Here is a 23457-nt window from a genome sequence, read left to right on the forward strand (position 1 = left end):
GACTGAGATAAACTCCATTTTATTCAAAAATGCGCTCCGAATCGAATGTAATATTTCTCAAATTCTCCAGCCTACCTCAAGCATAGCAATCTCCATGCAGCATCCATATGAAAAAAGGCACCCCTTGTGCTGTGTGAGCAGCCAAAGAGCGCCTTAGATCGAGCTATTCACATCCGTGCAGCCAAGAGTGGCTCTTACTTAATTCCTGAGTGCATGAAGCTGCTAATAAATTTGCGCTGGAACAGCAAAAATCCAAGAATCAGTGGCCCTACAACAAGCAATGTTGCCGCACTTACTTCTGCCCACTGCGCCCCCGTCTCGAAAGACTGAGCAAACATAGCAAGCCCTACGGTAAGCGGACGATTCTCTACGGAGTTCGTCACAATCAGCGGCCACAGGAAGTTATTCCACTGATAGCTAACAGATACAACCGCAAATGAGATATATACAGGGGCAGACAACGGCACGAAGATGCGCCACAAAATGCCCATGCGAGAGCAGCCTTCCACCATCGCTGCTTCTTCCAATTCAAGCGGCAGCTGCTTAAATGTCTGGCGGAGCAGAAATATCCCGAACGCTGATGCGAAGTACGGCAGCATGATGCCCAGCTTCGTATCCAGCAAACCAAACTCCTTCAATACATGGTAGTTCGAGAAAATAAGAACATCCGCTGGTACCATAAGTTGTACCAAGAACAGCATAAATACAGCGTCTTTCCCGAAGAAGCGCAGGCGTGCAAATGCGTAAGCTGCCAGTGTTAGGCTGAGAAGCTGCGCAAGCAGCACTCCTCCTGCAATCGTGAAGGTGTTCAAATAATACTGGGCAAATGGAGCACCTTCCCATACCTTTGCAAAGTTAGCTAACGTCCACTCCCATGACCAGAATGAATTCATACCCGCATCCTTGGGACGGAACGACGTCCATAACATCCAGATGAGCGGCACAAACCATACGACGCTGACCACGAGCATAATCGCATGCCAGAGCCACTGCTTCATTCGGCGCTTCGTCCGTTCGATCTTCAAGGCTCGATCCGATAAAGGCGGCCTACGGCCTACGGCGCCTGTACTAAATTCTGTGTTGATCCCAACTGATTTGTCCATAAGGCGCCTCCTTTATTGATAATGGATCTTGCGATCCCAGCCGAAAAATTGTAGTGATGACAGTACCAAGAGCAGTGCGATCATAATGACAGTCATGGTCGCCGCCATTCCTTGATCGTAGAAGCTGAAGGCTGTGTCATAAATGTGATACAGAAGCAGGCTGCTCGCATTGTCTGGACCGCCCTTGGTCATAATCCACAAATGATCCACAAGCTTGAATGCATTCGTCAGCGCTACAACTGCTACGAACAGCGTAGTAGGCATCGTCAATGGGATTGTAATCCGTGTCGTTACCTTCCAAGTACCAATGCCGTCTACCGAGGCCGATTCATATAAGTCCTTCGGAATATTCTGAAGTCCGGCCAAGTAGAAGATCATGAAGTATCCTGCTTCCTTCCAGATCATCATGACGATCATAGCCCACATGACCGTATCGGGATGCCCCAACATATTCATGTCCGCCGACTGTCCAACCCACTTCGCCAGTTGAGCCAACAAACCATACTGAGGTGTGTATATAAACAGCCAAATATTCGCTACCGCGATCATTGGAATCATATTCGGATAGAAAAATGCCACACGAGAGAATGAACGTCCCGCCAGTGCCTTATCAGCGAACAGCGCCATAATGAAAGCAAGCGCCATGGAAGTAGGCACTGTGCCAATCGCAAACCATATATTATTGCTGAATACTTTCTGGAATACAGGGTCTTGGAACAGTGCAGTAAAATTATCAAGCCCTACAAATATCGGCTCTGGTGTAGCCAGGTCAGATTGATACATACTGAGCCAGGCTGTCTTCAGCATTGGATAATAGGTGAAGAGCATGAGAAACAACAGGGACGGGAGCAGCAGCGCCCATGCCAATGTATTGCGGGATAGACGTTCTTTCCATTTGGCGGTCATCATCCTGACCTCCTTCTCCAATGAATTCTAGTAAGTTCATGATGTATATAAATCGGCAGGGCCTAGGCCCTGCCGATACAGCACGCACATAAGGCATGCGATTGCATCTTGAGCGTGTATTACTTGTTGAACGGCTTCAGTGCGCGTTCAGCCTCTTCCTGCGCCTTCTTCAATGCAGATGCCGGATCCGTCGTGCCTGTCAGCACCGCTTGCACTTGATCCGTCAATGCTTTGGAGACTTTACCATTGTTGTGCGTAGACAATTCCGCGTAGGCGTGCTCCAATTGATCACGTGCAACAACTGCTTGCGGGAACTCAGCTGCATATTTCTTCATCACATCTGTGTCGTACGCTGACTTGCGAACGCCAACATAGCCCGTATCAATACTCCATTGAGCAGCTTGCTCCGGCTCTGTCATGAACTTGATGAATTCCCAGGCTGCTGCTTGTTTCTTCGGATCGATGTCCTTGAAGATATACAAGTTGCCGCCGCCTGTAGGTGAACCGTACTGCTTGTTCATCGGCAGGAATGCAACACCGAAGTCGAATTTAGCGTTATTCTTCACATTCGTCAGGTTGCCCGTAGTATGAATCATCATAGCAGTCTTCTGCTCTAAGAAGTCTGTAGGAACCGTTGCCCATTCTACAATACCTTCCGGCATTACCTTATGCTTCTTCGACAGGTCTTGCCAATACTGCAATGCTTCTACATTCTCTGGTGTATCGAAGAATACTTTCTTGCCGTCTTGGGACATGAGGTTGCCTTTAGGATCAGCCATGTTCTGTAGGGAGAACAGTTGGAACATCCAATAAGCAAATCCGGATCCTGGCACCTCGATGCCTTGGCGACCGTCTTTTTTCAGCTTCGTTGCATATTTTGTAAGCTCAGCCCAAGTCTTCGGCGGTTGATCCGGGTTCAGGCCAACTTCTTTGAAAGCATCCTTGTTGTAATAAAGAACGATAGTACTGCGTTGGAAAGGGATACTGTATGTCTTGTTCTCAACTTGCGAGTTCGCCATGAAAGCCGGGTAGAAATCATCAAGGAAACCGTTGCCTTCCTTCGCGATAAAGTCATCAAGCGGAAGGATTGCGTTCGTATCCAGCATGCTGAACAGTTCCGTAGACAGCATAACCGCTACATCCGGCGGCTGCTTGGCTTGGATGCCAGCCTGAATCTTCGTCGTCGTATCTGCATAGCTGCCTGTATAAACTGGCTTCACTGTGATGTTCGGGTGCTTCGCGGTGAACTTCGCCGTCATACCCTCAACCACTTTCGTCAGTGGACCACCAACTGCGATAGGAAAATAGAATGTTAACTCCACATTCTCATCCTTCGATGTGGTTGCGTTATCGGCTGGAGCTGTTGTCGCCCCCTCCTGCGTCGTACCTTTCTCTGGCGTCTGTGTTCCTCCTGCTGTCCCTGACTGGCCACAGCCGACCAGCAGCGTAAAGCACATAAACAGAAGTAGCATCCACTTAGAGCGCATTTGCATATCCCGTGTTCTCCCCTTTTTCAATATCGTCCTTATTGAGATGGTATGTCTCACACCACCCTTTCATACCATAACCTTGCTCTAGCAAGAGAGTGTTAATTCCATATAAATGTTTTGTTAATGATAGATTCTCAAGTAGATTCCTACGATTCTATTGATTCCATGATCCGGTATCAAAAAAAGAAAACACCCTCCCGGGTGTCCCAAATAGTCATGCACAGCATCATGCATGCTCTATCCTAGAGGAACCCAAGAGGGTGTATATACATTACGATTCCTTCGTTACGAATTCGTTAAAATGGATACCAAAATGTCCCGAACCCTTGCACTCGCCATATAATCGCTGCAGCAAGCACGAGTATGCTGACGATGACCACGATATAATCCTCACGATGCCATTTCGTCGACGAGAACCACGTACGCTTCGAATGCTTCCCGAAGCCGCGCAAATCCATTGCATTGGATATCGTCTCAATGCGATGCAGCGAGGAGAGTACGAGCGGTGTCGTGATGGATACAAAATGCTTAAGCCGCTGCACAATCGTGCCCTCGCCCTTGCCGAATCCAAGTCCACGCGCTTGCATGGCATTCGAGATATGCCGGAATTCCGCCTGCAAATCTGGAATATAGCGGAATGCGATACTGAACGCATAGGCGATTTTGTAAGGAATGCCGATTCGATTCAAGCTGCTCGCCATCCGTGTCGGATGCGTCGTATAGATGAACAAGACGGTTATCGGCATAAGAGACATATACTTCATGGACAATGTAAATACATAGATAACAGTCTCCAGCGTTAATACGTTGTAGCCCATATCGAGAAGCACAGTAGTCGTACCTGTCAATGTACTGCCATAAGCCGGTGTAATTAATAAACTGAATAAAGAATTGAATATATTAAATACGATCATCAGCCAGACGAGCAGCCGAATTCGCTTCCATGGCAACTGCGCATTGATAAGAAGGACAAGACCAATCCCAAACAGGGGCACGAAAATTCGTAAATCCTGAAATAAAAATACGATTACGGTCCACACAGCCAGCACAAGCATCTTCGCTGCTCCATCCATACGATGGAACAGCGTATCCCGTTCAATATAGAGCATACCTGACTTACTCATGATGCTTCACCCGCTTCTCGTGGTCGATGAATTTACGCACAAGCGCCTCCGGCTCGCACACGCCAGTCAGACGGGCAAGCGTGCCAAGTGAAGTCTCCTTCACATTGGCTCGTTCAATCGCCTCCATATGGGTCAGCACATGAGCGGTATCGCCAATTGCAATCAGCTCCCCATTGCATAATACAGCTGCACGCTCCGTATATTCCAAAGCTAAGTGCATATCATGGGTAATGAACAGGAAGGACATGCCGCTGTTCGCCAGCTCAGAAATAAAACTCATAAACTCCGTATAGTGCTTATGATCTTGACCTGCTGTCGGCTCGTCCAGAATCATAAGACTCGGCTTCATGGCTAAAATCGAAGCAATGGTCACCCGCTTCTTCTGACCATAACTGAGCGCAGATACCGGCCATTCCCGATATCCGTATAGACCGCATATACGCAGTGTCTCCTCAACGCGTGCCATGACCTCTTCTTCCTTCATGCCTCGCATACGCAGTCCGAAGGCCACTTCTTCACGAATCATAGGTTGTGTAATCATGTGGTTCGGGTTCTGCATCACATAGCCGATATGTCCGCCCCTTTTTCGAATCGACCACGAGCGGATTTCTTCCCCATTTAGCTTGATCGTACCCGCCGTCGGCGCAGCTATTCCCGTCAACAAATGCGATAGCGTGGACTTGCCTGCGCCATTGTTCCCGAGCAGTGCCATTCGCTCGCCAGCACCAATCGTCAGCGATACTCCCCGAATCACTTCCCGTTCGCCATCATAAGAGAAGCGAACATTATCCATCTCCAGCATCGAAGTCCGTTCTGGATTGGCGAGTGGCATCCCCTTCCCCAGCGACCCAATTGCATAGGCATTCCCTTGCCTCATCATTGTTGCTAATCGCAAGAAGAGAAGAAGGCTTGTCCTCAGGCTTGCATACATAGCCAGCATATTTCAGCGCAGAGACATATAAAGGCTCTCTTAATCCATGCTGCTGCATGATAGAAGAAGCCAGCATCTCATCGGGCGTTCCGATCTGAACAATACGACCTTCTGACATGAGGACAATGCGATCAACATGCTGCTCCAGTACATCCTCAATCCGATGCTCAATAATAATAATCGTCTTATTTGTCTCGCTATGGATATGATCCATCAACTCGATGGCCTGCTTGCCGCTTGCCGGATCCAGGTTCGCAAGCGGCTCATCGAACAGCAAAATATCCGCATCCATCGACAGCACACCAGCCAGCGACACACGCTGCTTCTGACCGCCCGACAGTTCATGCGGACTATGATCGATATAAGGAAGCATGTCCACGACTTCCAATGCCTTCGTTACCTTAGGCTTCATATCCGCCGTTTTCATGCAATCATTTTCAAAAGCGAACGCTACATCTTCCCCGACCGACAGACCAATGAACTGTCCATCCTGATCCTGCAGAATCGTCCCAACGCTGCGGCTAATCTCAAAAATGCTAAGCTCTGAGGGACGCTTCCCCTTAAGCGTGTACTCTCCCGTTATCGTTCCACTGTACGTAAAAGGAATTAGCCCATTCATACAATGGGCCAAAGTCGATTTGCCGCAGCCGCTTGGGCCGGCAATTAATATTTTTTCTCCTGGGTAAATATCAAGGTTCACATTTCGCAATGTCGGTTCGGACAAACTGCGGTATTGAAAGCTAAAATCTCGAAACGAGATAAGCGGTTCTTTCATTGAATCTGTAGCTCCTGTCTTCAAGCTTGGGCGCTGCATTATTTCTGCACTCGCAGATTCGAGTTGTTGCGATTCATTTGAAGCAGTGCCAGCACAGCCAACATTCCAAGCACCAAGTGAACGCCAATATTCGCCAGCGTGGAAGCCGTGAACTGTACCCACATCTTATCTGCCGGCTCTCCGAACAAATACACATCTAAAATACTGGACACACCAAAGCCAACAGCAAGCGCAAGCGATCCGGTTATCGCCAATGCTACAATGCTGCCCTTCGAGGAGCGTCCTTCCTTAATGTTGAATGACGAATTCAAATACACAAGTCCCATCCCAAAGCCGGAAATAGCCGACCCGAGCACCCATGTCCACCAGATTGTTCCGCCGCCCCAAGTCAAATCAGTAATGATATGCCCGATGGCTCCACTCAAAAATCCAACGATCGGTCCAAACATGGCACCGAAGATGGTCAGAATGGCAATTGCCGGACGCAATCCGGTCTGCGGCACTAACGGAATAGTGACTGTGCTTAGCAAGCCGTACAATGCTGCCCCGATGCCGATGGCGACTACCGTTTTGGTGTTAAAGTCGAAAATTGATTGCTTCATCCTTATGCAACCCTTCCTTCTCACTCAAAATAGGTATCGACGCTCGCCCGTTCGAGAGGTGGCCTCATCACGATTTATTAAATCCGAACGTTAGATTGTGATTCCAATCATAATATAAAGGATTTTCCATAGTATGGATACAGGTTTTTATTTCCAAAACCGAGTTTTTCTAGCCTTTTGCACCGAAAACTAGGGATTATTGGGAGGAAACCATATATTTTATCTATAAAAGCAATAGATATAACGATATTATTCCGTTTATCCCGAATTATGCCGATCAGATATTCAATCCACGGTGACGATTACAGCAGCCGAACCAAACGTTCGGTATGACGCAGTTCTTGTATCGTACGCACCCCAATGCCGAACATGGCAATCCGCAGCTCAGCTTCCACCTGAGCCAGAACCTGATCAACCGCTTCTTCGGAATCTGCTGCTGCAGCAAGCAGTGAGCGCCCGAAACCAGCCACGTCGGCACCAAGAGCAATCGACTTGGCCGCATCGACTCCTGTATGTAATCCGCCGCTCGCGATAACAGGCTGATTCGGCAGCGCTTTGCGTACCTGCTGCACACTGACTGCGGTCGGAATGCCCCAATCGGCAAAGGCCTCCGCGGCACGCTGCATGACAGCATCGCGAGCACGCAGTTTCTCAACCTGGCTCCATGAGGTTCCACCCGCCCCTGCAACATCGATGAAGGCTACGCCTGCTTCCACAAGCTGCTTCGCTGTATCCGGCGCAATGCCCCAGCCAACCTCTTTCACGCCGACCGGCACGTCCAACTCGCGGCATAGCTGCTCGATACGGCGAAGCAGACCGGAGAAATTGACATCCCCCTCCGGCTGGAATACTTCCTGCATCGCATTCAAATGCAAAATAAGCCCGTCCGCCTCGACGAGCTCTACCGCACGGCGGCACTGCTCAATTCCCATCCCAACATTAAGCTGAACGGCACCAATATTGGAGTATAACGGAATGGTAGGGGCAAGGTCGCGGATGCGGAACGTACCCGCGACCTTGGGATTCTCCACCGCAGCGCGTACGGAGCCTATACCCATCGCCCAGCCCCGGGCTTCCGCCACGGCAGCCAGCCTGCGATTGATTGGCGCCGCATGACTGCTTCCTCCAGTCATAGAGCTAATCAGCAGCGGTGTGCGAACTTCCTTGCCAAGCCATTCTGTCTTCAATTCGATCTCCCGAAAATCAACTTCGGGCAGTGCCTGATGGACGAAGCGATATTGCTCCAGCCCTGTTGTTATCCCTACTCCGTTCACTGGTTGTTCGAGACATATTCGAATATGCTCTGTCTTGCGCTGCTCGGTCAACGATGCCGAATCTGGCTGACGTTCCCGCATCGGCGCACCTCCTTACCTGATCGTATGTGCAGTATATGGCTTGTCAGTTACAGTTTGCAATTCTCACTTCATCCGCCGTTCAAGCCCCGATTAAGCCTCTTCCTTCGGTTCTTCTGCACCGAAAATTTGCCGCTTCAATCGCTCTCCCGTTGGCGTAACCGCAAGCCCTCCGCGCGCCGTCTCCCGCATCGTCGATGGCATCGTCTGCCCAATGCGGAACATCGCCTCAATCACCTCATCGCACGGGATGACACTCTCTACACCCGCCAGTGCCATATCTGCTGCGACCATGGCAATCGCTGCGCCCATGGCATTTCGTTTCACACACGGCACTTCCACGAGACCTGCAACAGGATCGCATACAAGCCCCAGCATGTTCTTCAGCGCAATTGCCATCGCATGCGCGGATTGCTTAGGGCTTCCCCCTGCCAATTCAGCAATTGCTGCCGCAGCCATCCCAGCTGCTGATCCGACCTCTGCTTGACAGCCGCCAGCTGCTCCGCTGATCGATGCATTGTTCGCAACGACAAGTCCGAACGCACCAGATGTGAACAAGAATTCTACCATCTGCTCGCGGGTAGGATTTAATTTGTCCTTCAATGCGAACAAGGTTCCTGGAACAACTCCAGCCGAACCCGCGGTCGGCGTGGCACAGATAAGCCCCATCGCAGCATTGACTTCATTCGTTGCGACCGCCTTGCTCACGGCATCCAGCAGCGTGTCCCCACAGAGGGACTGTCCAGATTGAATATATTGTTGAAGCTTTACCGCATCGCCGCCGGTCAGCCCAGAATGGGAACGAACACCTGCTAAGCCGCGCTCAACTGCCTGCTCCATCACATCCAAGTTCCGCGTCATCTGCTCGATCACCTTCTCACGCGAGCATTGACGCACTTCCATTTCCTGCTCAATCATCACATCGGAGATTTTACACTGTCGTTCTTCAGTAATTGCGATTAATTCTGCCACATTGCGAAACATAACTGCTCCTCCTTCCTTCTATCGTATTTAGTCTTCCATTCGAAGCACACGATTTACTCCAGGGAGCTCTCGAATTTGCTGCAGGATTGGTTCGGCAATTGCCTCATCCGTCTCAATGACCATGAGCGCCATCTTCCCCTTCTCCTTGCGGCTTACTTCCATATGACCGATATTCACCTGTTCTCCGCTCAATATATTGGTCACACCTGCAATGACTCCATATCGGTCATGGTTCATAACGAGTATCGCAGGACACTGTCCAGAGAGCTTCAGACGGAACCCGTCAAGTTCTGTAATTTCAACCTTCCCGCCACCGATTGAAATTCCTGCAACCTCCATCTCATCGTGCTCGTCCGTCATCCGGATGCGGGCAGTGTTGGGATGCTCCGGTACAGCTTCCTCAGGTGTGATGATAACCTCCATCCCTGCCTCTTCTGCATATTTCAATGAGTCCGGCAATCTTGCATCGTTCGTATCGTAATCGAGCACACCCGCAACAATGGCAACATCTGTCGCATGCCCCCGGTAAGTCTCAGCGAATGAGCCGTATAGGGAGATATGAACCCGCTTCGGCTGTCTGCCGAAAATACTTCGTGCCAATCTACCAATCTTCGCTGCTCCCGCTGTATGCGAGCTGGATGGCCCCACCATGATTGGTCCGATAATGTCAAATACACTGCGATATTTCATCGCGCTTCCCCCTTCGTCGACATCCCCTTCTCATCATGCACACACTTGGTCACGATCTATCATTACATAGCTATTAGCGCACGAACAGCGTAGGATTGAGATGCAATAAGATCCGCTCCTGCTTCTCACCTATCTGCTAATGCGCTGCAATGCTGTCGTTATCATTCCGTGCTAGGATTAGTTTCCACTACCTTCTATATTGTACGCAATCACGGCAGCTTTCTCTACGGCTAAAACCATCCAATACCAGCTTATTCAAAACTCATCCTAGCAGGGCTATCGCCGGATGACAACCCTGCTTCGGAACAACAAAGGATCAGAATGTGGACACGAATTTGTTTATGATAATTTCTCTACATGCTGCCCTCACTTGGATGCCATCGTATAACTGTTCATGTCATGCGAAAACAATAGGGTCGAAGCCTACAGGATTCGATCTCCAAGCAGGGTACCAATCAACTCCAGCGCGAGCCGTGCCGTGCGATTGTCTGTATCCAGCGAAGGATTCACCTCGACGAATTCAGCGGAAGTCACAATACCAGACTCATGCAGAAGTTCGAGCGCAAGATGGGCTTCCCGATAGCTTACCCCACCCCGTACCGGTGTACCCGTTCCCGGAGCCTCAACAGGATCCACACTATCTACATCGAAGCTCAAATGAACCCCGTCTGTGCCATCACTGGCAATTCGGATGGTCTCCTTCATCACATGCAGCATGCCATAGCGATCAATATCATGCATCGTAAAACATGCAATTCCTTGCTCACGAATATAGGAGCGCTCGCCAGGATCTAAATCGCGGGAGCCAACAAGTACAATGTTCTTCGGATTTAGCGACTTGCCAGGCCAATTCCATTGACCTTCGGTCAAACTTGCTCGTCCCAGCGCCACAGCCAGCGACATTCCATGCACATTGCCTGACGGACTAGTCTCTTCTGTATTCAAGTCTGCATGTGCATCGAACCAGATCACACCTAATTGCTGATATTGCTGTGTCAGGCCTGCCAAGGTTCCAATGGCGATACTATGATCTCCGCCCAGCACCAGAGGGAAGCGTCCCGACTCTATAGATGCCTGTACCTGCTCGGACAAGGCGTCGCTCATCGCAATGACTTCATCAACATACTTGGCCTTGCGTACCGGGGCTGCGGTTGCTGCTGCCTCCGAATGTACAGCGGCAGCCGTACAGCCCACACGGCGTTCCTCGCCTACAGTAATCCCTAATTGATTGAGATGCCGCACCAGTCCAATCTGCATCAGGCATTCCGGTCCCAACTCCGCACCACGCCGTCCTGCCCCTAGACCGAATGGTACTTGAATAATAGATAATGGCATGTTCATCTGTCTGTCCTGTGCTGTCATACTGATCGCTCCCTTCGATATGACAATCCTGGAATATCCGTTCGAACTTCTACTTATTCACTGCGTCTATGATCATATCTATTACCTTCTCTAACTAAATAGGCATGACTTAAACCTTCTATCGAGTAAGCAGATTGCGATGTTGTCACCCTCTTGTTGTTCAAGCAATAATCGCCCCTGAGACCAGCACACTGCGAATACGCTCTACTGCCCAATCCAGCTGTTCTTCCGTGATGACCAGCGGCGGCGCAAAGCGAATGACCGTGCCATGCGTCTCCTTACAGAGCAGACCAAGACGCATAAGAGCCTCACAGTAGAGTCTGGCCCCCTCCGTTAGCTCCATGCCAATCAGCAGGCCACGACCACGAATTTCCTTCACAATCGGGCTGGATATGCTGGCAAGCTGCTTCTGGAAATATGCCCCGAGCCGTTCGGCGCGCTCTGCCAACTCTTCTTCGTCAAGTACGGTAAGCGCCGCTGAGGCCACCGCACAAGCTAGCGGATTGCCGCCGAAGGTTGAGCCATGCGAACCTGGCTCAAATACGGATAAGATCGCTTCGTCTGCTGCTACAGCAGAAATCGGAAGCACACCTCCGCCAAGTGCCTTGCCCATAATGTACATGTCCGGTATCACCTGCTCCCAATCGCAGGCGAAGCGCTTGCCGGTTCGTCCGAATCCCGTCTGAATTTCATCTGCAATGAACAGCACATGATGACGGGTGCAAATCTCTCGCACCTTGCGCAAATACCCATCTGGCGGCATTACAATTCCGTTCTCTCCTTGAATAGGTTCTACGAGGAATGCAGCCGTGTTCGGCGTAATTGCACCTTCCAGTGCCTCGGCATCGCCGTATGGAATGATCGTGAAGCCTGGTGTAAAGGGGCCGAAGTCTTCTTTGTATTCTTCACTGGAAGAGAATGAGGTAACGGTAATGGTACGACCATGAAAGTTGCCACTGCATACGATAATATCCGCTTGGTCGCGTGGAATGCTCTTATGGCGATATGCCCAGCGTCGTGCCGCCTTGAGAGCAGTCTCAACTGCTTCAGCGCCCGTATTCATAGGCAGTATCTTGGACTTGCCTGTATATGCTGCCAACTGTTCGCTCAGACGAGATAACGGTTCGCTATGGAAGGCGCGTGAGCAAAGCGTCAATTGGTTCGCCTGATTCACAAGAGCTTCGATCAGCTTCGGATGGCGATGACCATGGTTCAAGGCAGAGTAAGCGCTTAACATATCCATGTATTGGCGCCCTTCTGGATCTTCAACCCACACTCCTTCTGCCTTCTCGATTACGACAGGAAGCGGATGATAATTCCTCGCTCCGAATCGTTCCGCTGTCTGTATAATTTCCTCTGACCGTTTCATGTTCCGTCCTCCTCTGTCCTCAAAATCGATACTTCCCTACATCCTATTCCACAAGGGGTGTACACTCTCCTTTTCTCATACAGAAAAAGTTCCCATCATATTCCTTCTACGGAACATTTGGGGAACCCTCCTGTACACAGCCCATTTACGAATATCTTACTTTCAAATCGCCGATTTCTCGGTGTCCTGCTTGCGCTTGGACGTCGAGCCAACGGTATGAGCCATTCCATACAAAAGGATAGCTAGCGATAGCGCGCTGAAAATCAGTACCATGTAAGGCAAGCCTATCGTATCCAGACTGAACCCTGCCGCAAGAAGCACCACTTGGAACATGACCCGATCCAGCATCGTCCTGAATGAGAAGAAGCGGCCATGCAGTTCTTTCGGAATCGACTTCTGAAAATACGTAGACAACAAGGGGAAGAAGAATCCAGCTGCAAAGCCAAAGAGTCCGAACGCCACAAGCGTCATCCATTTCACATGAGCGAAGAACAGCAGCCCTTGCGCAGCTGCGATAATGAAGGACAGTGCGAACAATTGCTTTAATAGATCGCGCTGACCGGATAAGCGTTTCACGAAGAATGCAGCCAGTATGAAGGCAACGCCTTCAGCTGCGTAGAGCCAGCCCTTAATTTGCGTATCCTGATGCATTTCGCTAATATTAATGACCATCAAGTTGAAGCTCCCAATAAAGAATCCTGGAATAATCGATAGACAGAGCGCCATAAGAGCAACTGGCATCCCTTTGAGCATCGGGACAATTTCCTTGAATCCGCCGCCTTGCTTCTCTTTACGCTTCTGGCTGCGGTCTTCCTTAGCCCCCTCATCAATATCAAGGAAGTACGTGGAGACAAGCAGAAGTCCATAGGCGACGAGCGATGCCGTGTACAAGGCAGACAAGCTCATGACAGACAGCATCATACCGGCTGCCACCGTTCCGATAATACGGGCAATCGTAGATGCGTTCATATGGACTCCGTTCAATGCGATAAGATCTTTATCTTGAACGATAAGTGGAATGACCGATTGAAGCGCCGGAAAATAAAATGCCGCGGATATTTGCAGACACACTGCAAATAGAATCATCCACCAGACCGAGCCTTGTGCAATGGCGAGAAACATGAAGCAGACACTCACCATCCGTCCGATACCCGCCCAGATAAGGACACTCTTCTTGCGATGCGAATCGATCACTTTCCCTGCATATGGCCCAATGAGCACACCTGCGAGAAGGCCAGTGAATAATATCAATGACTTCATAAAGTCTGATGGCACATAATGCTGCATAAATTCCAAATTCGCGATAATGGACGTCCAAAGCCCCAGACCGGCAATAAATTCGCCACAGAGCACAATCCATACGTTACGATTGCTCCACAAATGAATGTCCCTCCGATGATCATATGTCATAATTAATAGTCCAAGCATATCAGTTGGAAAAAGAAGGGGCAATAAGGGTGCAAAAAAAGCCGTCTGGCAACGCCAAACAGCTTCTTAGATTTCCCCGTCCACATCTTTCTAAAGTTCCGTATTTCCTTTATACAGCGCTTGATTGCAGCATTGTGTTCGCTGCGCACTCATCCTTGCGTTCACAACGTTCACCGCAGATGCGCCCTTTGCCTCGCGGCACGCACATCGGTGTACCAAACAGCGGATCATCGCATACGATGCATTCCATGCAGAATACGTCCCTCACCATGTCGACCGTCAGCACATCTTCTGGAGCTCCCTGTGAATGAATGCCCTTATTGCGCACAGCTATAATATGATCCGCATACCGGCAAGCCAAGTTCAAATCATGAAGAACCATCACGATGGTACGGCCCTCATTCCGGTTCAAATCATACAATAAATCCAGTATCTCGATCTGATGGCTCAAGTCCAAATACGTTGTCGGCTCATCGAGCAGAACGATATCCGTATTCTGCGCAAGCGTCATGGCGATCCACGCCCGTTGTCGTTGACCGCCGGACAAGGCATCTACTGGCCGATCAGCCAATTCCTCAAGGCCTGTCACCTTGAGCGCATGGCGTACAAGCCGCTCATCCTCTTCCGACCACTGCTTCAGCCAGGTCTGGTATGGATAACGTCCTTGCTTCACAAGCTGATGAACCGTCAACCCTTCTGGCGCTGTTGGACCCTGAGGCAAGATCGCCATCTTACGCGCAACTTCCCTCGTTCTGGAACGATGAATATCTTTACCATCCAGCAGAACCGTACCAAGCGTAGGCTTCAGCAAGCGGGCAAGGGAGCGAAGCAGCGTCGACTTGCCGCATCCGTTGCTGCCAATCAGCACCGTAATCTTGCCTTCAGGTATACTAACCGTTAAATCTTCTATAATAGAGGTTTCCCCGTACGATAACGTAAGAGAGCGTGTGTTCAATACAGACATGATCGTTCCTCCCGCATTCCATAGATAATGAAAATCGTTCTCAAAAGGAGTTCTACCTAATCATGCCACAAACCACACATAGAGTCAATCTATTCCAACTACCACTGTAGTCCACTTAGGCCTACAGCAGTGGTGAGAATAGACGTGCGGCCGATTCAAGAAAGCGCGTGAACACTTTTTTGCGTGCGAACTGTTCTTCTACGATCGGTGCGGCCGACTGTAGATCAAGCTCGAACTCCTCTACGAGCTGCTGAACACTCTCTGTACGCATCAGCAGTGCATTCACTTCGAAGTTCAAGTGGAAGCTGCGCATATCCATATTGGCCGTTCCGATCGTCGCCATCTTTCCGTCCACAATAATGAGCTTCGAGTGCAGGAAGCCCTTCTCATATTCATAGATGCGAACCCCCGCCTCCATGAGTCCCGGGAAATAGGAGTGCGATGCCAGGAACGGCAGCCACTTATCCGGCTTAGCCGGGAACAACAGCTTCACATCCACACCAGACAACGCTGCTACACGCAAGGCTGTAAAGATATCCTCATCCGGAATAAAGTAAGGCGTTGCGATCCAGATTGATTTCTTGGCCGAAGTCAGCATCGAGAAGAATACATTTTTCATCGTTTTGAATTCTTGATCGGGGCCGCTTGCGATCATCTGGACCGCGCCTGAGGCCGACTCCGTAGGCTGTGGAGTCAAGTATTCTGGATCGTACAACTTGCATCCTGTCGTATGGCACCAATCTTGTAGGAAAATGATCTGCATCGTCTTCACCGCTTCGCCTCGGACGATCATATGAGTATCGCGCCAGAAGCCATACGTCTTGCTGCGGCTTAAATACTCATCTCCTACATTCAATCCGCCGATAAAAGCGACGTTGCCGTCCACGACAACAATTTTGCGATGGTTCCGGTAATTCACCCGATTCGAGAACAGCGGGAATTTCACAGCACCAAACACCGCCACCTCGACCCCGGCATTGCGCAAATCCGCCAAGAATGTCTTCGGCAGATGCATGCTTCCTACCGCATCCACCATAAAGCGAACCTTAACCCCAGCAGTTGCCTTATCAATCAGTATTCGCTTAAGCGATCGTCCGATGTCGTCATCTCGATAGATATAATACTCCATATGAATATGATGCTGCGCCTGGTTCAATTCCGTAATGAGCGCAGAGAACGTCTCTTCCCCATTGTTCAAAATCCGCGTATCGGAGCCGAAGGATATCGGGCTCTTACTAAGTCGGCTCGTCAGTCGCAGAAGCTGGCGCTCATCAGGATTGAAGGTAGCGAATACCTGCTCCCTTCGTGTCAGCGATTCATTATCAATGAAGGCATACCCCTGCCGATCCTGGACAGCCTTGCGGGCATAACGGCGCCGCTTGCGATAATTTTGACCAAATAGCATATAGAAAATAAATCCGACTACAGGAACGAGTGCCAGCACCAGAATCCATGCAACCGTGCTGGAAGGATGCCGATTTTCCATAAAAATAATAACGGCAAGCGTGATGACCGCGAGTGTCGTCATAATACTTAAGGATGTAGCGATGGTATGCCCGAACGTATCGTTTATGTATAGACCTAGCGTCATCAATAAGATCAGAAACAAACCTACCTGCAATGCTCTCCTCATCCGCATGCTCCCCCATCTCTAAATATCTGTATCTAACATGCTTCTATCCTTATACAGCATCCTACTATATAATCCTGCAATATGTCTTAATCAAGAGGTGAAGGAAGAACAATCCATATTGAATTACTATACCCGAATTCTCCGCTTTCAAATATGTCATTGACAACGATTTCAACCGTGTGACATAATTTCGTCGAACGAACGATAGGTAGTTATGGAACAGCGAAGAATGGAGGGTTTCCCTTTGACTGCCAACCGCATTCAACTTATCGCTCTATCCCATTTTGCCAAATATGGCTATGCCGGGACTTCCTTGTCCAAAGTTGCCGAGGAAGTCGGTATCAAGAAGCCATCTATTTATGCGCATTATAAGAGCAAGGAAGATCTGTTTTTGCACGTGCTGCAATCTGTATTTGTCGATGAGTTAAACTGGATCACGGACTTTTTCCACAAGCATGAGCATTTGCCGCTCTACGATCAGTTGAAGCTGCTGCTTGACTCCTACCGTCACCGGTACAGCCAGTATGATGTGCTCAAATTTATGCTGCGGGTCGCCTTCTTCCCGCCTCCATCGCTTCAAGAGCCTGTCCTTGAACGCATGCACTCCTTCATCGAGCGGCTGGAGAAGGGGCTCATCCCCCGCATGGCACAGGCGCTGCGCTCACAAGAAATTCACGGTGTTCATCCCGAGCAGGCAGCCAAGGCATTCATCTCGATATTGGACGGGCTGTTCGTACAGCTTCTGTACGGAGGCGTAAGCCGATTCGAGAGCAATCTTGAAGCCGCTTGGACGATCTATTGGCGCGGCATTACGTGCAAGTCCGTATAGAGAAGAAGGGACCTTTGTGTGGAAAGGTCCCTTGTCATATGCATAGATCTCGATTTCGTTCTATCTTACTGCATCAATATCGATACAGAATGTGCAACTATGCGATCTTCATCTGTTCTGCCCATGCGGCTTCTTTAGCGATGAACTCTCTTAGCAGCATTCCAATTGCCTTATAAATTGGATGTTCAGCATGCTGTGCCAAGTCCTCTGCGAAGCGTGGCGCCCAGCTCTTCAGATGATCCAACACGAATTCGCGCTGGCCATTCATATAGCGCTCATAACGCTCTTTCGAGGCCACATTGTTCATCATCTTCTCGATGAGAACAGCCATGAATTCCAATTCTATGGAAATATGGTCGTCAGGCTCTCCGTTCATCTTCTTGAAATACAAACTGAATTCAGCATACATTTGCCGCACATCATGAGCGTATGACTTAGGCAACATTTGCTCGCTCGCACGATACATGGTCTCGCAAGGCGCTACAGGCAGCTGGCCTGAAGAGCCGAACAAGCGCAAATACTCGTCTCGCAGCGAGGAGTATACGGCGTACATTTCGTTAATCGACATGTTCGTGAGCATACTGCACAGCTTCTGGGCTCCTTCGGAACTGGATGACAACAACTTAAGCTCCTGCCCGTTCCGCCATGCCATGATGACATCTAGTGTTGGAACTTCTCCCAGGAAATCAGCCAGCAATTGATAAGCTGCCTTGCGCGTCTCCATTCGCTCCACGGTATCACCACTCCACTGTTCCAGCTGTTCTGCCGTTAACAACATCGTCCGTCCCCTCCATATGATGATTTCCAGCTTCCATCCATATTGTCCCATAACCGGACGATCAATTGCTGTGACGAATTGTGAACAACATGGCTGCTGAAAGCGTTATATGTGACACTTATGTGAATTCGAACTCAATTGCCCGGTAAATTGATACGATTCAACTGCATACATACTTTGTTCGTAAAACCGATTTATTTAGATACTAAAATACTGGTAAATTTTATTGTAACAAACGTCATAGCCAAGAGACAGTTCCAATTGTTGCCTCACTTTACAGTTGATCTTCACATTTTCAAGGGAAGAAATCAGAGGAGAAACCATGAAAAAAACACTTAATAAAGGCTTTCTATTTGATCTTATTGTCGTAGCCTCCCTAGCATTGATTATCATCATTATTTTCCTACTGGGAACAGGTAAAGAAAGGGAGACTCGCAGCCTGATTTCGAAGCTGGAAAATATAAAGCCAAAAACGACGATCGATTTGTCACAGAACGGTTATCAAATTATTGAAGGAAAAATGACAGCTGCGGCTCCAACAGGAGATTCCGATTACGTTCAGCCTGCATTTGCACTGCTGCAAAGAGAAACTTACGTCCCCAACAAAAGGAAAGACTATCCTAGTACTCCCGATGAGATTAACAACTGGCTCGCAAAAGATGCAGCTGTAGCTGGATACCCGATTCGTTCTAATGAATGGCTGTTGCTGACCGGACATCTTATATTAACACCATCGATGGTATATGGAGCGGAGATTCAGGAAGAAATATACCTGATATGCAATGACGGAATTTTTTCAAAAGAAAATAGATGTGCCTATCGAGGCATTCGGCCTGGCAGAAGCTCAATTATTGCCGTCCACGTGCAAGAGGGACAGCTCGTCCCGCTCAAGGAGAACAAAACCATTCTCGTCTCTACCGATCAAGCTACCCTGCTAGCACAGCTAGAGGAGGATGCTAATCAAACTCTTTCGTGGTATCTGGGAGTAGGTGCTTACGTAGGAATTTTCCTCTTTGCCATTGGCAAGCATATCCTTTCGCCAAATAAGGAGGATTAAGAGAGATCAGGGCCATACTGCGAAGAATCAGAACTTCGCTACGCAGCTGCATTTCAACCAAGCATCATGTTAGACATACGTATGGTACACAAAGGAGTACATATGATGAATGCGAGTCCTATAGCATACAAAAAAGCAAATCATGCGCTCAATATATACGCCACCCAGATCGACTGCGGGCCTGTGCGCTATCGTGTCCATTACTGGGGCTTCATGCCCCAACATTACCATAACACGCTGCATCGACATTCTTTTTTTGAAATGTGCTACGTCATGGAAGGGAGCGGAGAATATATCGACGATGGCAAGCATTATCCGCTATCCTCAGGAACCTCCTTCTGTTCCCGACCTGGCATCTGGCATCAGATTCGCAGTGACGAGGGTCTTGCGCTATGTTACGTCGCCTTCGACATCATCGAATCAGATTCGGCAGATGCTTACGCTCGTGCCTATCAAGTACTGGCGCAAGATGCCGTCCCTGTTATTCCTTCAGCAGAGAAGTCAGCAACAGCAGCGCTGTGGGGCGCCTTGCTGTACATGTTCGATAACGCGAATGGGCAGGGACAAGCCGCTTACCCGATTGCGGTACTGCAATCGACAGCTGGGGCACTGCTGTATTCGATGCTGCCGCTATTCGCGCCGCATACCTACCAGCTCCCGGAAGTGTCCATAGGCGCCGCGAACATGTCTATCGGCACGAATGATCTGTTCCGCAGAGCCTGTCTGTACTTAGCGGATAACCTTAGTGAACCGCTGTCGCTTGAGATCGTGGCACAGCATTTGCACATTTCTCCCCGTCATCTATCCCGACTGTTCATGCAGCATGGCGGTCAGACGTTCGTCCATTATGTACAAGAACGGCGCATCCAATTGGCGAAGGAGCTTCTACTCGATACTGATGCAGCCATTAAGCATATCGCTGAGCAGTGTGGCTTCGAGTCGGTGCATTATTTTACAAGAGTATTCACTCAGCTCCTCGGAGTATCTCCTGCACGTTACCGTCGCCGTGATCTCCATCGCGCTCGTCCCGATACAGATCCGAGTCAACGTCCGAACGCATAATGATGTCCGTATTTTACAAAAACAAAGCCAACCAGTCCAAATACAACCTTCCCACCATTCCTTACAATGAGGGCATACAGGAGAGAAGACAGGGGTACACAATCTCTGCTCTTCGCTGCCATGTCACTGACCTTCTGAAGCCGGAATGGAGCGGAAGGTTTCTTTCATTACTTGTTACCTAGCTGAAATGGAATTGGAGGCCTTACATGATGAACATCGAACAGCATATCGCACGTGCGGTAACCCCCTCCCCGAAGCGGACTTGGACCATTTATGCGATACACCACTCCCATACGGACATTGGATATACAGAACGCCAGGAGAAGATCGAGCGCTATCACGTCGAATTTATTCGACAGGCGCTGAACATTGTACAGCAAGCATCGAACGGAATGAAGCCGGAATGGAGGGGATTCCGCTGGACTTGCGAGACATTCTGGGCAGTGGAACGGTTCTTGGAGCAAGCTTCGGAGAAGGAGCGCGAGCAATTCGCGGAGGCTGTGCGCAGCGGCAGCATCGAGCTGTCCGGTACGTATTTGAATATGACGGAGCTGCCGGACTATTCCTTATTGCATAGCATTCATCGTAAAGCACAGACATACGCAGAGTCGATCGGGCAACATGTGGACTCAGCGATGACTGCTGACATTAACGGTTATGGATGGGGGTATGCCCAGAGCCTCCTCGACAATGGCATCAAGCATTTATTCAGCTGCATCCACACCCACCACGGCATGTTCGCACTTGGCCGCAAGCAGATGCCCTTCTGGTGGCAGGCGCCGAATGGCGAGAGATTGCTCGTCTGGAACGGAGAGCACTACATGTTCGGCAATGAGCTTGGCTTATGTCCCGGTGCACTCGGCAAGTATATGATCCAAGACGAGTTCGATAACCAATTAATCGATGCGCATCATGACGAGATTGCCCGCATCCGTATGCACCGTTATGTATGCCGGCTTGAGGAAGAAGGATATCCCTATGACTTTGTGCCGGTCATGCTGTCTGGTCTAGGCACAGACAATGCTGCACCCAACGGCCGGATTATGGAATTCATTCGTAATTGGAACGCTCAATACGGCGATTCGATACGCATCGAGATGACGACGCTTCATGATTTCTTTGCTAGATTGAAGCAGGAAGATGTAGACCAGTTACCGGTCTATACAGGAGATTGGCCGGATTGGTGGTCTGACGGCGTCAGCTCAACTGCCATGCATACACAGCTGTTCCGTGACGCACAGCGCACACTGCGCAAGGTGAAGCGCCTCGATCCTAAGGCTAGCATCGTGGACATCTCGAAGCTGAATCAAGTCGAGCAAGCACTTGTCATGTATGCGGAACATACATGGGGCTACCACTCCTCCATCTATGAGCCATGGCACCCGAACGTACAGCTGCTCGAAGTACGCAAGCAGGCCTATGCAGCCGAGGCCAGCCGCCTTGCGCACCAAGCGCTGGATCAGGTGCTGTTCGCGCAAGGTGCTGCACCTCTATATCCTGAGCGTCCATTCCGCTATCGCATTGTGAACACGGAGCATGCACCCGCTGCCAAGCTTGTCACCCTATCCTTAGACGGATGGGAGCCTGCTCTATTCGAAGGTGGATTGGAAGTCGTACATGAAGGAACCAGGAATGTGCTTCCGCACCAGTCCCCTCACCCACAGTCCGTTGTCGTTCAAGTCACGCTCGGTCCAGGTGAAGAGTGCTTCCTGAACCTTCGTAAGGCACCAGCTCGCCCTACAAATCTGACAACATCCAATACCCGCCTGATGGGAAGTGATCGAGTCTATGATATGGAGGACTTGCATGCAGAAGAGTCTGCACATGATCCTATTCGTATTGCTCAGCATTCGATTGAATCACCCTATGTACGGATTGAATGGAAGGAAAACGAGGGCATTATCTCTTGGATCGATAAACAAACGGGATGCGAAATGCTGGCAGCCAATCGCGAGCACGGTGCATTCACACCCATTTACGAGGTCACTCCGGCTGCTGATTCAAGCGATCAGAGCCAAGTCTGGGCTGTTCGCAGCCGGATGGGACGCAATCGAAAGGGTATAAACGTAGAGCGAAGCACCGGTCGCCTCGTCCGTGCACGTCCAATCGAGAATGGTCCGTTATATGCGACAATAGAGCTGACTTACGTGATCGAAGGAATGAGCTATTACGCACTATTCCTGAAGGTACATGCTGCATCGAATCGGGTCGAGATATCTGTTCGGCTTCACAAAGACAGCGTATGGCTTCCCGAGAACGTATATGTCGCACTGCCGTTCACGACTGGCGAACATCACAAAGATACCTTGTATGTAGAGAAAGCAGGAGCCATCGTACGTCCATGGATCGATCAGCTGCCAGGCACGTGCCTGGATTATACGTGCATTCAAGAAGGTCTTGCATGGTGCAATCATACGCATGCATCGCATCCTAATTCAGCTGATCCTAGCGATAAACCTCCAGTGACAGACTATACAGGTTCACAGTCCGAAGAGCTTACACTGCTTCTCGCTATGCCCGATACACCGCTGCTGCAACTGGGATCGCTTGAGCATGGCCGCAGACTTGTTCATACCCAGCAGTCGCTGGACGCTAAGCCGTCTACCTATGCTTGGTTAATGACGAACTATTGGGAAACGAATTTCAAAGCCACACTCGGAGGTTTCTACGAATTCTGTTATGCTGTGGAATTGCGTCATGATATAAGCGCAGCGCAATTGTCCAATGAAATTTCCACGCTTGCCACATCGTTTACTGTCGCTCGCATGAGTTAAGGCTGCCGTATCTTTCAAAGTGCAGTATCATCCGCCCCCTGATGTCCACTCCCATCAAGGCATCAGGGGATTTACCCTTCATTAGCGATCACACACAACCTTGTCTCCTTAATAAAAAAAGACCCAAACGGGCTCCATTCTCTCCCATTCAGGCCTTCTTGGCATATTGTAAACTTACTCATGTACACGCTGATGCTGCAATTCAAATACACACTGTACGGGTACTATGAATGTACGAGTACGT

18 protein-coding genes and 1 pseudogene are annotated in these 23457 nt (G+C 49.7%); 4 read left to right on the forward strand and 15 right to left on the reverse strand.

Annotation, left to right across the window (positions count from 1 at the left end; translation table 11 throughout):
- Positions 1 to 194 precede the first annotated feature (194 nt).
- The 14 genes and pseudogenes from BBG47_RS18685 to cls form a co-directional block, all read right to left on the reverse strand.
- Complete coding sequence (locus BBG47_RS18685) at positions 195 to 998, reverse strand: carbohydrate ABC transporter permease (RefSeq protein WP_065292973.1); 804 nt, start codon at positions 996 to 998, stop codon at positions 195 to 197.
- 117 nt (positions 999 to 1115) lie between these two features.
- The gene (locus BBG47_RS18690) at positions 1116 to 2009 is read right to left on the reverse strand and encodes a carbohydrate ABC transporter permease (protein WP_028533385.1); all 894 of its coding nucleotides are present in this window, start codon (positions 2007 to 2009) and stop codon (positions 1116 to 1118) included.
- Between the two features lie 119 nt (positions 2010 to 2128).
- Complete coding sequence (locus BBG47_RS18695; protein ID WP_065292960.1) at positions 2129 to 3502, reverse strand: ABC transporter substrate-binding protein; 1374 nt, start codon at positions 3500 to 3502, stop codon at positions 2129 to 2131.
- A 293-nt stretch (positions 3503 to 3795) separates the two neighbouring features.
- Positions 3796 to 4623: an energy-coupling factor transporter transmembrane component T family protein gene (locus tag BBG47_RS18700; RefSeq protein ID WP_065292961.1), complete on the reverse strand. Its 828-nt coding sequence runs from the start codon at positions 4621 to 4623 to the stop codon at positions 3796 to 3798.
- A pseudogene (locus BBG47_RS18705) lies at positions 4616 to 6329 on the reverse strand (ABC transporter ATP-binding protein). Before BBG47_RS18705 ends, BBG47_RS18700 begins: the two are co-directional and overlap by 8 nt.
- Before the next feature lie 38 nt (positions 6330 to 6367).
- Positions 6368 to 6931: an ECF-type riboflavin transporter substrate-binding protein gene (locus BBG47_RS18710; protein WP_065292962.1), complete on the reverse strand. Its 564-nt coding sequence runs from the start codon at positions 6929 to 6931 to the stop codon at positions 6368 to 6370.
- A 302-nt stretch (positions 6932 to 7233) separates the two neighbouring features.
- Positions 7234 to 8286 (reverse strand): type 2 isopentenyl-diphosphate Delta-isomerase, encoded by a 1053-nt coding sequence (fni, locus tag BBG47_RS18715; RefSeq protein ID WP_065292963.1) that lies wholly within the window; start codon positions 8284 to 8286, stop codon positions 7234 to 7236.
- A gap of 90 nt (positions 8287 to 8376) precedes the next feature.
- Positions 8377 to 9267 (reverse strand): L-serine ammonia-lyase, iron-sulfur-dependent, subunit alpha, encoded by an 891-nt coding sequence (gene sdaAA / locus BBG47_RS18720; protein ID WP_065292964.1) that lies wholly within the window; start codon positions 9265 to 9267, stop codon positions 8377 to 8379.
- 27 nt (positions 9268 to 9294) lie between these two features.
- Entirely contained in the window at positions 9295 to 9957 is a 663-nt protein-coding gene (gene sdaAB / locus BBG47_RS18725) for an L-serine ammonia-lyase, iron-sulfur-dependent subunit beta (protein WP_065292965.1), read from the reverse strand.
- 423 nt (positions 9958 to 10380) lie between these two features.
- The gene (gene rocF / locus BBG47_RS18730) at positions 10381 to 11319 is read right to left on the reverse strand and encodes an arginase (protein ID WP_083189450.1); all 939 of its coding nucleotides are present in this window, start codon (positions 11317 to 11319) and stop codon (positions 10381 to 10383) included.
- Positions 11320 to 11479: 160 nt separating this feature from the next.
- Positions 11480 to 12688, reverse strand: a complete 1209-nt coding sequence (locus tag BBG47_RS18735) for an ornithine--oxo-acid transaminase (protein WP_065292966.1) — start codon at positions 12686 to 12688, stop codon at positions 11480 to 11482.
- A 162-nt stretch (positions 12689 to 12850) separates the two neighbouring features.
- Complete coding sequence (locus BBG47_RS18740) at positions 12851 to 14068, reverse strand: MFS transporter (protein ID WP_065292967.1); 1218 nt, start codon at positions 14066 to 14068, stop codon at positions 12851 to 12853.
- Positions 14069 to 14225: 157 nt separating this feature from the next.
- Entirely contained in the window at positions 14226 to 15080 is an 855-nt protein-coding gene (locus tag BBG47_RS18745; protein WP_021257207.1) for an ABC transporter ATP-binding protein, read from the reverse strand.
- A gap of 121 nt (positions 15081 to 15201) precedes the next feature.
- Entirely contained in the window at positions 15202 to 16713 is a 1512-nt protein-coding gene (gene cls, locus BBG47_RS18750; RefSeq protein WP_065292968.1) for a cardiolipin synthase, read from the reverse strand.
- A gap of 244 nt (positions 16714 to 16957) precedes the next feature.
- On the opposite strand from cls, the gene BBG47_RS18755 reads away from it, so the two are divergent.
- Entirely contained in the window at positions 16958 to 17542 is a 585-nt protein-coding gene (locus BBG47_RS18755) for a TetR/AcrR family transcriptional regulator (protein WP_021257209.1), read from the forward strand.
- A 97-nt stretch (positions 17543 to 17639) separates the two neighbouring features.
- Here the strand turns inward: BBG47_RS18755 and BBG47_RS18760 are convergent, their stop codons facing one another.
- A complete protein-coding gene (locus BBG47_RS18760; protein WP_021257210.1) occupies positions 17640 to 18320 on the reverse strand; it encodes a TorD/DmsD family molecular chaperone in 681 nt (226 codons plus the stop codon).
- Between the two features lie 322 nt (positions 18321 to 18642).
- Here BBG47_RS18760 and BBG47_RS18765 point away from each other — a divergent pair, with 322 nt between their 5' ends.
- From BBG47_RS18765 to BBG47_RS18775, 3 genes are all read left to right on the forward strand, one after another.
- Entirely contained in the window at positions 18643 to 19377 is a 735-nt protein-coding gene (locus BBG47_RS18765) for a hypothetical protein (protein WP_065292969.1), read from the forward strand.
- Positions 19378 to 19482: 105 nt separating this feature from the next.
- The gene (locus tag BBG47_RS18770; RefSeq protein WP_254659862.1) at positions 19483 to 20439 is read left to right on the forward strand and encodes an AraC family transcriptional regulator; all 957 of its coding nucleotides are present in this window, start codon (positions 19483 to 19485) and stop codon (positions 20437 to 20439) included.
- A 206-nt stretch (positions 20440 to 20645) separates the two neighbouring features.
- Entirely contained in the window at positions 20646 to 23213 is a 2568-nt protein-coding gene (locus tag BBG47_RS18775) for a glycoside hydrolase family 38 N-terminal domain-containing protein (RefSeq protein ID WP_254659863.1), read from the forward strand.
- The last annotated feature ends 244 nt before the right edge of the window (positions 23214 to 23457 follow it).

Origin of the sequence: Paenibacillus sp. KS1 (assembly GCF_001680695.1) — a bacterium.
GTDB lineage: Bacteria > Bacillota > Bacilli > Paenibacillales > Paenibacillaceae > Paenibacillus_B > Paenibacillus_B suaedae.